Annotated in this window: 15 protein-coding genes and 1 pseudogene; 8 read left to right on the forward strand and 8 right to left on the reverse strand. The window is 57.3% G+C overall.

The genetic code is table 11. The features are described from left to right. The first annotated feature begins 65 nt into the window (after positions 1–65). The 3 genes and pseudogenes from CLU84_RS12435 to CLU84_RS12445 all read left to right on the forward strand — a co-directional run bounded on the left by CLU84_RS12435 (position 66) and on the right by CLU84_RS12445 (position 2,777). A pseudogene (locus CLU84_RS12435) lies at positions 66–562 on the forward strand (thermonuclease family protein). A gap of 169 nt (positions 563–731) precedes the next feature. After that, the gene (locus CLU84_RS12440; protein WP_099737434.1) at positions 732–2,351 is read left to right on the forward strand and encodes an ABC-F family ATP-binding cassette domain-containing protein; all 1,620 of its coding nucleotides are present in this window, start codon (positions 732–734) and stop codon (positions 2,349–2,351) included. Between the two features lie 171 nt (positions 2,352–2,522). Next, a complete protein-coding gene (locus tag CLU84_RS12445; protein ID WP_099737435.1) occupies positions 2,523–2,777 on the forward strand; it encodes a hypothetical protein in 255 nt (84 codons plus the stop codon). A 27-nt stretch (positions 2,778–2,804) separates the two neighbouring features. Here CLU84_RS12445 and CLU84_RS22235 read toward each other — a convergent pair whose 3' ends face one another. The 3 genes from CLU84_RS22235 to CLU84_RS22440 all read right to left on the reverse strand — a co-directional run bounded on the left by CLU84_RS22235 (position 2,805) and on the right by CLU84_RS22440 (position 6,492). After that, positions 2,805–3,266, reverse strand: coding sequence for a DUF2829 domain-containing protein (locus CLU84_RS22235; RefSeq protein WP_199173729.1), 462 nt, complete (start codon positions 3,264–3,266; stop codon positions 2,805–2,807). A 72-nt stretch (positions 3,267–3,338) separates the two neighbouring features. Next, the gene (locus CLU84_RS12460; protein WP_233210141.1) at positions 3,339–5,273 is read right to left on the reverse strand and encodes a PLxRFG domain-containing protein; all 1,935 of its coding nucleotides are present in this window, start codon (positions 5,271–5,273) and stop codon (positions 3,339–3,341) included. Beyond that, the gene (locus tag CLU84_RS22440) at positions 5,164–6,492 is read right to left on the reverse strand and encodes a hypothetical protein (RefSeq protein ID WP_233210031.1); all 1,329 of its coding nucleotides are present in this window, start codon (positions 6,490–6,492) and stop codon (positions 5,164–5,166) included. Before CLU84_RS22440 ends, CLU84_RS12460 begins: the two co-directional genes overlap by 110 nt. A gap of 96 nt (positions 6,493–6,588) precedes the next feature. Between CLU84_RS22440 and CLU84_RS12465 the strand changes: the two genes are divergently transcribed. From CLU84_RS12465 to CLU84_RS12475, 3 genes are all read left to right on the forward strand, one after another. Beyond that, positions 6,589–7,083 carry a hypothetical protein gene (locus tag CLU84_RS12465; protein ID WP_099737437.1) on the forward strand — a complete coding sequence of 165 codons (495 nt, stop codon included), beginning with the start codon at positions 6,589–6,591 and terminating at the stop codon, positions 7,081–7,083. Between the two features lie 2 nt (positions 7,084–7,085). Then, positions 7,086–7,541: a hypothetical protein gene (locus CLU84_RS12470; RefSeq protein WP_099737438.1), complete on the forward strand. Its 456-nt coding sequence runs from the start codon at positions 7,086–7,088 to the stop codon at positions 7,539–7,541. Between the two features lie 117 nt (positions 7,542–7,658). After that, a complete protein-coding gene (locus tag CLU84_RS12475) occupies positions 7,659–8,021 on the forward strand; it encodes a hypothetical protein (protein WP_233210032.1) in 363 nt (120 codons plus the stop codon). A gap of 3 nt (positions 8,022–8,024) precedes the next feature. Here CLU84_RS12475 and CLU84_RS12480 read toward each other — a convergent pair whose 3' ends face one another. Beyond that, on the reverse strand, positions 8,025–9,884 hold the full coding sequence (locus CLU84_RS12480; RefSeq protein ID WP_099737439.1) for a hypothetical protein: 1,860 nt from the start codon (positions 9,882–9,884) through the stop codon (positions 8,025–8,027). A gap of 88 nt (positions 9,885–9,972) precedes the next feature. Between CLU84_RS12480 and CLU84_RS12485 the strand changes: the two genes are divergently transcribed. Then, positions 9,973–10,311: a hypothetical protein gene (locus CLU84_RS12485; protein ID WP_144445459.1), complete on the forward strand. Its 339-nt coding sequence runs from the start codon at positions 9,973–9,975 to the stop codon at positions 10,309–10,311. Between the two features lie 26 nt (positions 10,312–10,337). On the opposite strand, the gene CLU84_RS21930 is transcribed toward CLU84_RS12485, so the two are convergent. The 4 genes from CLU84_RS21930 to CLU84_RS12505 form a co-directional block, all read right to left on the reverse strand. Next, entirely contained in the window at positions 10,338–10,754 is a 417-nt protein-coding gene (locus CLU84_RS21930) for a hypothetical protein (RefSeq protein WP_158235211.1), read from the reverse strand. 85 nt (positions 10,755–10,839) lie between these two features. Then, positions 10,840–11,235: a Rha family transcriptional regulator gene (locus CLU84_RS12495; RefSeq protein ID WP_099737442.1), complete on the reverse strand. Its 396-nt coding sequence runs from the start codon at positions 11,233–11,235 to the stop codon at positions 10,840–10,842. Further along, positions 11,232–11,675, reverse strand: coding sequence for a hypothetical protein (locus CLU84_RS12500; protein WP_099737443.1), 444 nt, complete (start codon positions 11,673–11,675; stop codon positions 11,232–11,234). The genes CLU84_RS12495 and CLU84_RS12500 overlap by 4 nt, the downstream gene beginning before the upstream one ends. Next, positions 11,668–11,955 (reverse strand): YdaS family helix-turn-helix protein, encoded by a 288-nt coding sequence (locus CLU84_RS12505; RefSeq protein WP_099737444.1) that lies wholly within the window; start codon positions 11,953–11,955, stop codon positions 11,668–11,670. Before CLU84_RS12505 ends, CLU84_RS12500 begins: the two co-directional genes overlap by 8 nt. A 71-nt stretch (positions 11,956–12,026) precedes the next feature. On the opposite strand from CLU84_RS12505, the gene CLU84_RS12510 reads away from it, so the two are divergent. Further along, positions 12,027–12,719, forward strand: coding sequence for a LexA family transcriptional regulator (locus tag CLU84_RS12510; protein ID WP_158235213.1), 693 nt, complete (start codon positions 12,027–12,029; stop codon positions 12,717–12,719). The last annotated feature ends 7 nt before the right edge of the window (positions 12,720–12,726 follow it).

Here is a 12,726-nt window from a genome sequence, read left to right on the forward strand (position 1 = left end):
CATCTACCCACTCAGCATTCATGCGCCTCTTCAGAACTTATTCCCACGGCTCAGGTATTCGATAGATGCTCGCAACCACCCTCCTCGGCCTCGTCGTCGGCATCTCAGACGGCGACACCTTGACCGCCCGCAGTGGAGAACCCGGTCAATACGAACAAATCAAGGTAAGACTACAGGGCATCGACGCCCCTGAGCGCAAACAGCCATTCGGAGAGCGCGCCCGCCAAGCTCTGGCCGAGCTGACATTTCAGAAAGAGGCTGAGCTGAGCTGCGCTGAACCAAAACAGACAGGTACAAGCGACAGGTGTGCTCTGTCTGGGTCGCCCCAGCATCGGGCTGGCCTCGCACGCTTGATACCGGCCTAGCTATGGTGACCCAGGGCATGGCCTGGTGGTATCGCGCCTATGCCCGCGAACAATCACCACAGGAGCGCGGCCAATACGAATTTGCCGAGCAAGAAGCTGCGACGCGCAAAGTGGGTCTTTGGAGCGATTCGCAACCAATCGCACCATGGGATTGGCGCAAAGCCTCCCGCGAGCGTCGACAAAACCTAAGTCCGTAAACGACCCTAAGCTGACTGTTATTGCACTCAAATGCGGACAGTCTTAAAATTAGAGGATCAAACATCCAAGAGGAGGATTCGTCCCATGCGCCACTGATGCAGCCGTTGATACGGCAAATCTCCACTGCCCCCATCACGCGGGGGAGCTCTTTGCATCTTTGGAATATGTATGGCGACAACTTCCTTTTCTCTGGAGGGTGTGTCTTTCACGCTCCCGAACGGCGAGACACTTTTCTCCAACCTTAATGAACACTTTGACCTGCGTCGCACCGGTTTAGTCGGGCGCAATGGCGTTGGCAAGTCGGTTCTTGGGCACATTCTCGCAGGGCAGTTACAGCCCACCCAAGGACGATGTGTGCAATCGCGCTCGGTGCATTATCTGGCGCAGCAGGTCAGTCCACCGACTCGCGCCACAGTAGCTGATCTGGCAGGAGTACGCGGCGTGCTGGATGCGCTGCAACGCATCGAGGCTGGCAGCGTTATCGGGGCGGACTTCGATGCCGTTGGAGACCGCTGGGACATCCAGCAACAGCTTCAGCAAGCGCTTGCTCAGCATGGCCTTCCACACCTGCACGCCGATACGCTAGCCTCCGCAATCAGTGGCGGCGAATCGATGCGAGTGGCCTTGGTCGCCGCCCAATTATCCGAAGCCGATTTCCTGATCCTGGACGAGCCGAGTAACCATCTTGACCAAGCCAGCCGCCAAGCCTTGATGGACTGGTTGCAGCACTGGCAGAACGGCCTGCTGGTAATCAGCCATGACCGTGAACTGCTGGGGTCGATGGAGCGCATCGTCGAGCTGTCCACTGTGGGCTTACGAAGCTACGGCGGTAACTACGCTTTGTATGCGCAAGTTAAAGAGCAAGAGCAGCAAAATTCGCTGGCTGAGCTCGACCGTGCCAAGCTGGATCGGCGACGTGAGGAGCTATCGATGCGGGAGCATCGCGAGCGCCAGGAAAAGCGTCAAGCACGCGGAACTCGCAGCGGTAAGCAAGCCAACCAAGCAAAGATTCTGTTGGACCGGCAAAAGGAGCGCAGCGACCAATCGGTCGGCAAGCTGCATCGACAGCAAGCAGACACACGGCAAGCGCTTTCCGAGCGTGTGCGAGAGGTCGCAGCGCAGGTTGCCAGCGACTTGCATGTTCATTTGCATGCGCCAACTCACAAGGGTATCGCCCAGCGTCAGTTGGTGGCGCTAGAGGATGTGAAACTACCCTTTGTGCCGGAAGCCACCAAGCACCTCAGCTTGCGGGTGACGGGGCAACAGCGCATCGGTCTGGTGGGGCCTAACGCCAGTGGTAAGTCCACGTTGCTGCAGGTGCTTGCAGGTCGGCTCATACCTGTAGCGGGAATTTGCAGTGTCACACCTCGGCAGGCCTACCTCGACCAGCGGCTGGACATTTTGGACGCGCAACGCACCGTGTTAGAGCAGCTACAGGAGGTCAATAACACCTTCAGTGAAGGCGAACTCCGCACACGACTGGCACAACTGGGTCTGGACGCGCAAAGACTTAATGTTATGTGTAGTGCGCTCAGCGGTGGCGAGCGCCTAAAAGCCGCGCTCGCTTGTGCGCTTTATGCAGACGAGCCACCTGAACTGCTGCTGCTCGACGAGCCCACCAATCATTTAGACCTGCCATCGCTGGGTGCTTTGGAAAAACTGCTGTCCAGCTTTCAAGGTGCGCTAATCGTAGCGTCCCATGACCGAGCTTTTATGGATCAGCTTGCGTTAACTGATGTTCTTACAGTGGGTGCAGACGGATGGAAACTGATTCCTAATGAAAAATGACTGCGCTCGTTACTGGCGAGCCATGAAATGCCTGAGGCCGGCATCGCCCTCACTAATTGTTGAACGACAAAGTGCTGAGTGACCGCTTTTGTGGTGATGAGCGACAGGCAGCTTCTGGCCGTTTCCAGTCATACGCACTGGTGCAGCAGTCTGCTCTGAGACAATCGCGCTATGACCGATGAATCCCCGATCCACACAGTCCACAGGCGCGTTTGCCACACGTTCCTCCGGCACTGGAAGGCCCACAGCAACGTCTACCCCAAGCTCATCAAGCTCCCGCCGGATGAACTTAGACACTTCAATCACCTCAATTCCTTCGCCAAGCCCAATGAGATGTGGGGCGTCCCAATTGAAATCGACCCCAACACCACGGGCGTGATGATTGCGGTCGATGGGACGGAAATGCCTTTGCTCGAAGGCTATTGAAGGTAACCCCGCTACAGGGCTACTGAGTTAGAAGTTGGCGATGCGCTCGCCCAGGATGGTGGACAGCTCTTGCATCACATCGAGCTGACGGCGCATGCGAGCCTGTTCGTCGGAGTCCAACTGGCGAAAAAGGGCATTGCGCTCGATGAACTCGTCCAGCTTGCTGATTTCAATGTCCCGACACTGCTTTTCATCCAGCACGCGCTGCTGGTGGGGTGGGACTGTGCAACCAACTACCTGCCAGTCTTCGGCCAGTGTGTCGTTGATGCTCGGAGCCCAGGTGCTGACTGTCTCGTCCACGTTCTTGAGGGCAAGGTAGGCCGCATAAGGCACAAGCGCGCCCTCCCCAAAATGCTTTTTGGCCGCGCCGGTTTGCACCGGGTAGCTTGCCGCAGGCACCAGATAGATGAACAGGCCTTTGCCGTTCCAGCCCGTGCGCTGCAGTCGCTTACCTAGCTTCAATTCCTTGATTGCGTCACCGAAATTCATTGGGGGTTCTCCTTGGTTTGGGGAATCACTGGCCAGGCTGCGCGGCAGGTTGCTGCATCAGCTGCGTGGCCATCAGCTCGGATTGCCAGCTCTGTGTATCGCTGGCTGCACTGTCCGAATACGCGGTTGGGTCATGTTCACAAAGGCCGAAGCGAGTGAGCCACCCAGGTACTGCGCAAACAGCATGCCGCGCACGGCCTGGCCTTCCTCCTGGGGGTCGCGGATGTAGCTGCGCAGACCCATGGCCAGATCCTTGAGCTCGCCCTGCTCCTTGGGGATCGCGCCAATGGCAGTGTCCATCTTGCCCGCGTTCAGGCCCATGGCCCCGGCACGTGCATTGGAGTACACAAAGTTGGCCACGACCCGGCCCACATCCTGGCTGAAACCCGCAATGCCCTGGCGATGGATCATGCGTTTCATGGCGCTGTGGTTGTTCTTGGTCAGCTTCAGGAACTCTTGAAACGCCTTGTCCTGGGCCTCATTGCCCTCGGATTTCAGGCCCAGCATTTCCCCGAACTGCTCCAGCGTCTCTGGCGTCACGCCCGCAAACAGCTTGTAGGCCTCTGCACTCATGGTGCCGGTGGTGATGGTCGCGCCCTTGAATTCCTGCGCCAGCTGCATCTTGGCCAGATTGGACTCCCGCTGGCTCTCATACATGCCGAAGTATTGGCGCTCGCCATTGGCATCCACCACATCCACGGTATAGCGGCCAAAGCGCGACAGGGGCGCATAGCCCGCTTTTTGCAGATCCACGGCCGTGTCCAGACGGCGGCTGATCAGCTGCATATAGCCAGCCAGGCGCTCGCGCGAGTCAGGGTCCGCCTTGGCATCCTGCTCCAACGTATCCAGCAGCAGCTGGGCAGCGGCCTCCACAGAAGGCTGCGCCAGCACCGCGTCGCGCATGGGCTCGTACTTCTCGCCCACCACGCGCAGCATGTCGGTGCGGGCCGTCATGTCGATGGAGCGATCAATGGCCGAGCGTGCTTCGCGGTACAGGCTGATCTGGTTGGCATTGGCTCCAAACATGGATTGCAGCTCTGAATCGCTCCAGACAATACCCGCCTTGAGCATCTTGCTCTCAAATCGGGAGTCAATCAACTTTTCAAACTGGGCCAGCGGCAGGCCTTGCCACATGGCCAACACATCCGAATCGATCTTGCCGTGCTTGAGCAGCATGGCGGCCTTGTTGTGCACCGACAGATTGGCATGACGCTTTTGCAGCTCGTCCACCTGGGCAGGCTTGCCGTTCTCGTCGCGCGCCCAGGTCAGCGTCCCCTCAAACAAGGGCTTGGCCACGGCCTTGTTATCTGCGGCAGACACCGGCTTTTTGCGATCCTTGCCCAGCATGTCGCGCAGGCTTTCCACACGAGGAATCAGGCGTGGCGCAGCATCAGCCGCATCGTTGGCCAGCATGGAAACATCTTCAATGTTCTGGCTTGCTGCTTCGTAAACCGGCTTGAAGGCCGGCGCGCGCTCGCTCAGGTGGCGCATGGTGCCCACAGACTTGTCCCACAGCGAAACCTTGCCCTCATGGGTGAAGGTCTGGCTCAGCTGATCCAGGGCACTGTCCTTGAGGTCCATGAAACGCGAGCGGCTGAACATCACATTGCCATCATTTGCACTTTCGTCCAGAATAGGGCTTGTCCCCTCCATCCTGTCGCGGGTAAGCGAAGCGGCTTGATGTGTAGGCACAGTCGTGGCTCTCCCCGCTGCTGTGTCACTGGGGATTTTTTCATACCCAGTCACTATCCAAGCATTGCTGCCTTCACGCTTGGTAAGCCAAACAATCGTGTTTTGGTGCTCTACCCCAACACGAATTGTGGGGGGCAATTCGGCTCTCTGGAACTCACGCCCTTCAGCAATGGCTACGACTACCTCATCCATGAACTGGACTGCTTCAGCTTCCGTCAGCCCATCCTTGCGCTGACGCGCTTCCAGAATGTGTGACAGCCCCATGGCGCCCTTCGTGCGGCCGCTGGCTTTCACGATGCCCTCGCTGCCCCACACAAAATCGATCCAGCCCAGTCCATTGCGGAACATTGCACGATGCACGGTCGACCGCGCCCGGCTGATCGGCCAGCACGCCTGATAGCTCTGTAGCCGGGGTCAACCCAGCCGCCGCCTCTTGCGCCTGAGCCTGTGCAACATTCCAGCCGCGCACCCACTGCGCCTTGGCGACCACGCTCTTGATCGACTCCGGCGGCGTTCGCGGTTCACCAGAAGCAAAAGCCGCGGCGCCCTCACTCTGACGCTGGGCCGCGCCCTTGTGCGCCATCCCCTCCAACGCACCAAAGCCGCCGCCCATGGGGGCAGAGGCCAAGCCTTCCAGCGCAGCCTGTCCGGCCACGCCCTGCCAAGTCGGTACATCAAAGCCTTCGCCCTGCAAGGCCGTGTTGGATGCATGCCGCTCCTGGCCGCCCTGCAGCATTTCCATCGGAGCCTCTTTGGCCACGCCCGCTGCCGTAGCACGCAGTACACCTGGGGCCGCCTTCTCAGCAGCTTCAGCAGCTACGCGCCGGCCAGCCAGTCGCCGGACTGCGCTCTCAGCACCAGTGCCACCAGCCACAGCTCCCAGCGCACCACCCAAGGCAATACTCCCTGCATTGGGCCCTGCGTAGGCCTGGGCTTCATCGGCGCGTTTGCTGGCATCCGCCTCGGTCGCGCCAGCGTCCAGATGCTTTTGCTTCACGCTTTCCTGGATCTGCCCCTTGATGCCACCTACGCCCTGAGCCGCGCCCAGACCCACCTGAGCCGCGCGCGCGGCAATGGCAGGAACCGCACCACCACCAGTAAGCAAACCTGCCACAAGCGTGGGTGCAGAAGTGCCCAAAGCATTCAGCGTGGTATCAATTGGAGCTTCGGCAAAGCCGCCAACATAGGCCTTCACTTCTTCCCAAGTGCTGCCAGACTCTTCAGCCGCCTTGATGATTTCAGATCGGGCCTGCTTCTGGGCTTTACGCTGTGGCGACACCAAGTCCGTTTGCGCATCCGTGGCCTTGCCCAAAAAGCGCGATGCGGCATTGTCCGCACCGGCTGTATCCGTGAGCATCTTGACGCCTTGGGTGATGCCTGAGCCCAAAGCAATTGCCAAGTCGCCAGCCCCTCGAATCAAGCCGCGCCCAGAGGACTCATCATCCAGGGTTTCTGTGAATGGCTTCAGGCTTTGGCCAGCGGAGCTTGGTTTATCCAGCTCACCTTGAAATGGCTTGAGAGGTGAATGAGTCATCCCCCAATGACACCTCACCCCTGAGCGTTGGTCGAACCCTAGAGGGGTGCAGAAGAGCCGAACCTAGCTACTGATACATTAGTAACAGGAGGCGAGATGAAAGATACAGACTTACGTGGCGAACTACTGAACGTGCTCTATGAAAACAGAAGAGATGAGGACTTTGTGCCATCTTCCGGGAATTTCTCATTCCCGTTTTCAGATGACGACATACTCAGCATTGCTATGCAGCTCAATGAACACGGGCTGGTGAATGCAAAGGCTACCCATTACCTGGGTAGTAAAACAGCCATGCACTACTGCCACATATCAGCACTGGGTATCGATACCGTGGAATCTGGCAGCTCACCCAACCTTAGGATTAATCTTGTGCCTCAACAAAACATCACGATCAGCGGTTCATCCAACGTAATCGTAGGCAATAACAATAAGCAGTCTGTCAATCACAGCGTGCAGGAACTAGCTCGTGTTATCGACTCCAGTACAGCGACTCCAGAGCAAAAGGAAGAGGCCAAAGGCCTACTCAAGAAGTTCCTAGAGCACCCTTTGCTGACAGCTGTTGCTAGCGGTGCAGTTGGGCTGCTAGGTTAATCATGGCCAACGAAATCGCAGATGCAATCCGCAGCACTCAGAGCCTCACTGGCATCTTGCAGGAACTCAGAGGCTTTGAAAAGTATGGCGCTCTTTTGCATGCAACAGCGGACATCCAGGAGAAGCTTTCACAAGCCCTTCTCGCGAATGCGAGCAGCGCGGAGGAGAAACTGACGCTCCTGAAAGAAAAGCAGATGCTTGCCGAAGAAAACAAAAAGCTCAAAGACTGGACCGCGACAGCCCGCGATTACCAGCTTGAGAACCTTGGGTATGGGGCGTTTGCTCAAGTCTATAAGCCACAAATCCAAAGCTCGAAACCACCACATTGGGCGTGTACAAATTGCTTTGAGGATCAGAAAATATCTATCCTGCAAAACAAACCACGTGAAGGCTATAAATGCCCGCGCTGCAGTCTTGCACTGCCAGCCCCAAACCTTGGTAACAGGCATCCTGAATAAGCAGAAATTGAATTTTCTCATAGACAGGATGCTGATTCACTGGAAGGTATGGCGCGAACCCTAGCGGGGCTACCTTTCGAAAACACAGCTCTGCTACATTCCCTCACCGGAGGGAACATGCAAAAGAAGATAAGGGTGTTGCTGGGCGGCTCACTGCTGGCGCTGGTCGCCGCGCAGGCCCAGGCAGCCAACTACGCCACCTGCCTGCTGGATAAACTACCCGGCACGCAGAACGATGTAGCAGCCCAAGCCAACATGCAGGTGTGCCTGGGCAAGTATCCGGGCGGCATTGAGGCCATTATTCAAGGGCAAGGTCGCGGCCTCCTTGGCTTTAACAGTGGTGCGGAGTGCACGGCCAAGAAGGCCGGTGACACTCGCAGCAACCGCGCAGCAGTCCTGATCGGGGTCGCGTGCAGGAAGCTGTATGACGAACCCGTCAAACTCATCCCATTCAGTGGAAAGCTTGACGGGGAAAAGTAGTCGTCAGCCCACGAAGCGATTTCCCTTTGAATCCTCGTACACCGGCTTACCTCCAGCCGTCCCAACCTGCTTGGTCATACCGGGTGGCAGCGACTGAGAGCCGCCTCCAACACCACTCACATCCTGAACATCACCATTACGGCTGTTGTAGCGGATGACCGACCCAGCAGTCGTGGAGCCATCCACGTTTTTGGTCGCGGGCGTGACCTGCACCTTCCAATCCGCTTCATCTTTGCCCGCGTAAGCGCGCATCTGGCTCGCAATCGCGGCCTGCTCTTCGGGAGTCTTGGCGTTGATATAGGACTCCTGCAGTTGCCCAAGGCGCTCGGCAGCTTTGATCTGCGGCGCACGCAGGCGTTCATCACTGTTGGCGCGCTGCTGATCCAGCGTCAATCGACGCAAACCTAGCCCCAATTGGCCAGATGCCCGCGAGCTGGCTCCAGACTCGGCCAAAGCCGCGCGCCCCGTCGTGCCAGCCTCGGTCATAGCCGTGCGCTGCAATCCACCAACCTGGCGCATCTGCTCCTGCTGCAAGGCATTGGTGCCGCGCATGGCCTCCATTTCTCGTACATCCAGACCGCGCAAGGCTGCCGCGCCATTGGCTGCAGTCTGGCGATGGATGGAGCTGGCCTGCGTCTCTGCATCGCGGCGCTGCTGCTCAGGCGTGCGGCTCCACATATTGCCGTTGCCTGAGGATTGTCCGATCGAGCCCGACCACCCTGGTTGGCTGTCTGCTTCGGCACCACGCCCAACATACAACCCCAGGGCTGGCGCTTCTGATGCAGGAGCTACAGCAGGGCGCTGTAGACCGAAGCTGCCAGACTGCGCCAGCGCGCCCGCAGCTGCATCGTTTTGAGCATTAGGCTTGCCAGTGAATCCGGCAGGGAAGCCCATGCCACCGGCCTGATCGCTGTACTGACCACGCCCGTGGTTGTAGACGCCATCGACCAATTGATTGCTTGGCACAGCCGGTGTTGATGCAACAGCTGGCGATGGAGCGCCAGGATTGACCAGAGGCGGATTGATAGATCCACGGCCAGCGCCAGCCGCTGGTGTCGTAGGGGCGGCGGAGGTAGTTGAAGTGGCTGCTGCAGGAGATGTGCCACCCAATAGACTCGCACCAAGCACAGCGCGGCCAGCATTGTTTGATGCCGTCGAAGCCGCGTTCATGCTTCGACTGATTGCGCCCCCCGTTGAGGCAACACGCCCCATGCCACCGAGACCGGGCAGCGCAGCCGCGGCATTGCCAAAGTTTCGTCCCGCTTCGGTGTTGCTCCAGGCATCCTGCGATCCATCGGGAGCGGGTGCTTTGATGCCGCCTGTCGGGATCTGAGCCAGGGCATCGGTGCGCTGGGTGTCTGTCATCCCCACCGGCGCTGGCTTCGGCGTAGCGGTAGGCGCGCTGGGTGGCGCGCTGCTGAATCCGCTGTTACCCGGCAGACGGCTTCCCGGAAATGTATTGCTGGGGCTTGGGGCCGCGCTCGCCTTCGCAGCCACGCCGGACTGCTGAATCTGATCCTCCGGCGCACCGCCATTGGCGAAGAACACCTTGGGCCTGAGACCTAGTTGAGGAGCCTCCACGGGGTCAGCGGACTCCAGCATTGCACGATGCGAGCCCAGGCCGGACGCCGGCTTGGCCGTTGGCTCTGGCGGGCGCCGCCTCAGACCAAACCCGCCGTTCACCGGTGTGTGGGTGGCATCGACCACACCCTGCAGCGCCTGCTTGCCGCCCATGGCATGCACAGTGTCGGGCGGCAGTACGAACTCACCGGGCTTGAACATGCCGACGATGGAATCGGGTGCAGCATTCATGGCCATCGCGCGCTCACGCTCTTCGTAGCCTGTTGATTTGGGTGTGAACATGGTTATCCTTCACGCAAGGTATGAGCTGCGCATATTTCCGTGTGCGGCTGAATTGATTCATTACCAAGGTTTCTTGAAGATATTTTTTATGAAATTACTGCTCTACCCTTTAGTTTTCCTGACTCTCACCGCATGCAGCGCACCAGCCCCACAGCTTCCTCCAATATGCCAAGAAACCAAAGAAAACATTGAAACATTGATTAAAACCTTGGGAGCAGATAAAAAAATTCCCGATTATTACATCAAGGCACATCAGGATAATTTATCAAAAGTCACCCTCAATACGCCGCGCTTGGAAGAAGCACAAAAAGAGGGGTATTGTAAATTTTTCAACCAGAATACTCAGAGAATCTCAAGCACCCTCAAATTGAATCCACGTGGTATGGATGCTGAGATTCAGAGACTTCATGAAAAAGGCAACTTTTAAATAAAGCCCCATACGGAGCTCTATTTTTAGATACCTGCCAAGGCCATCTGCACGCGGGTGCGATTGGCGGCTGCCGCAGTGTTCACACAGATCTTGTAGCGAGAGCTGTTGCGCAGCGTGTCAAGCCAGTCCTTGCCGGACTTCCCAACGGTTTCAGTGGCGGTTTTCAGAAGCTCACGCCAGGTTGCGAAGGTTTTGTTGTAGAAGATCGAGAACACCAGATCAATGCCGATCATTGCCATGGAGCAATCACGAATGCTGCTCAGTACGTCCTCCATGACACTGACAACATCATCAGTGATATTCCCAACCACGTTATCCGGGATACTGCCAGCACCCCAGATAGCGTAATGATATCCACATAGGTTTGTTTTTCCTGTGCAGTCAACGACATAATTTTCTCCAAGATAAATAAAGATGTACTCAAGCAAGTACAAATTCATTTTTTAAAAATTATCGAATTCGCACCAACTCTAGATGGGTGCGGTTTTTTTCCTATTCCATATTCCGAACCATATTTCTGAAAAATCAGAAATAGCCAATATTCACCTGGGGTTCATCGTGGCGGGTGGAGCGGCGCATATCGGCATCAGGTCGCGCGCCGAAGTAGCCGGTAAACGTCGCCTCGGCCGTGGCCGCGCGCTGCGGGTCAAACCCATCGCTATCAGGCTGACTGAATGCCTTGTGCAAGGCCCAATAAACCAGATAGGCATGGCTGTCCAGCACGTACTCGGGGTAGCGCTGGCTATTTTGGGGGTGTGTCCAAGTTTGGGCAGACCCCGCAAACATATCGCCAAGCTGGCCGCGCAACACATCTAGGTCACGCAGCACATGGCGGTGATCTTTACCAGTCAGCTCTGCAATGTCACGGCTGCTCATCGTCAGCGGCGCGGCCGCCGGTGAAAGTGTCGAATTCACACTCATTGGCCACGACCTCCGAATTCGGGGGCCCGAGTGTGGCCTACCAGCTCCAGCAGCCCTTGGCTATGCTCATCTTCATGACGCACCTTTTCGATCACCATCTGCTTGTACGACTTGCCCCACTCCAGCACATAGACGGCATCGCGAAGGCGTGCGGAAGAGTCCGTCTGCAGAAGTGCGCAGCTCCTACGGAATCGATGGAAGGTCACTTCATCGACCTTCGTTTTCAGCTCATGGTCCACCTTGCCCAATGGGCCTGCAATGCCACGGGAAAACATCGGCGTGGACTCATCCCCGACCAGGTGGCCAATCGCGTGATCCAGGACCTCCTGCGCGTCCTCGGGAGGCAGCCCCTTGAGCGCATCCAGAACAGCAGCAAGCGCCGCGTTCTGAGCTTTGGACAGGTGCGAAAGATGCTTGATGCGTTTGGTGGAGTCAGTCATTGCCAGCCTCCTTTGCGGTGGTGGATGGCTGCGCCAGCTCTTGGGTGGCTTGAGTTTGAGTCGCGATTTCTGGCCACATCACATGCCAGTCCTCGGGATAAAGCTGCTTACGAGTCACCGTCGACACCCTCTCAACAGCTGGCGCATGCTCCTTGGGTACCCAACGGAGTCCGCTGATCCATTGGGAGACAAATGAAGGGCTGCAACCTACTTTTCTCGCCAGTGCAGTAGGTCCACCGTTCTCATCGCTTGCGCGCTTGGCTAATGCTGCATGTTTCATGCAAGTAATTTAGCACAGCTACACACAATAATAAAGCCAAGCTAAATAAAATGACTATTAGCATTGCTAACATGAAAGAATGGACTCAAGAGGAAGAAGCAGCGAATCTCAAACGCTTGCTCTCCAGCGTGGACAACAAGGCGCAATTCGCCAAGGACAACAATGTTCCTGGCGGAGCTTCGATGCTGTCCCAACACCAAAGCGGCCACCGCCCTATTGGCCTAGAAGCCGGCCTGATCTATGCCAAAGCCCTCGGAGTCTCATTGGCAGAAATAAGCCCACGTTTAGCCAAGATGGTTGAGGATGTTCCAAAGCTCACTGGTACACCCAATTTGATTCAGTCAAACGTCGAGCCCGCCCTAGAGCTAAAGAAATCAAGAAGAGTGCCAATTACAGGAAGCGTGCGCGGTGGGGATGATGGCTATCTGGTTCAGGACGTGGTGCCTGATGGGTGGGTCGAATACTGGACTGGCGACCCAAATGCCTATGCCCTGCGCATCAGGGGCGACTCCATGCACCCACGCTACCGCGCCGGTGAGTTCGTGGTCGTCACACCCAGCATTGAGGCCCAGCCAGGCCGCGATGTGGTGGTGAAGCTTCATGACGGCAAATGCCTACTCAAGGAACTCAACTGGATTCGCGGAGATGAAATCCAGCTGCTGAGCATCAACAACGGCTACGCCCCTACGACCATTCCCAAAGAGGAAGTGGAGTGCATCTGCCGAGTGGCCGGGTCAGTTGGGCCGGATTCAATGGTGTTTTAACAATCGA

It is taken from the genome of Comamonas sp. 26 (genome assembly GCF_002754475.1).
Taxonomy (GTDB): domain Bacteria; phylum Pseudomonadota; class Gammaproteobacteria; order Burkholderiales; family Burkholderiaceae_C; genus Comamonas.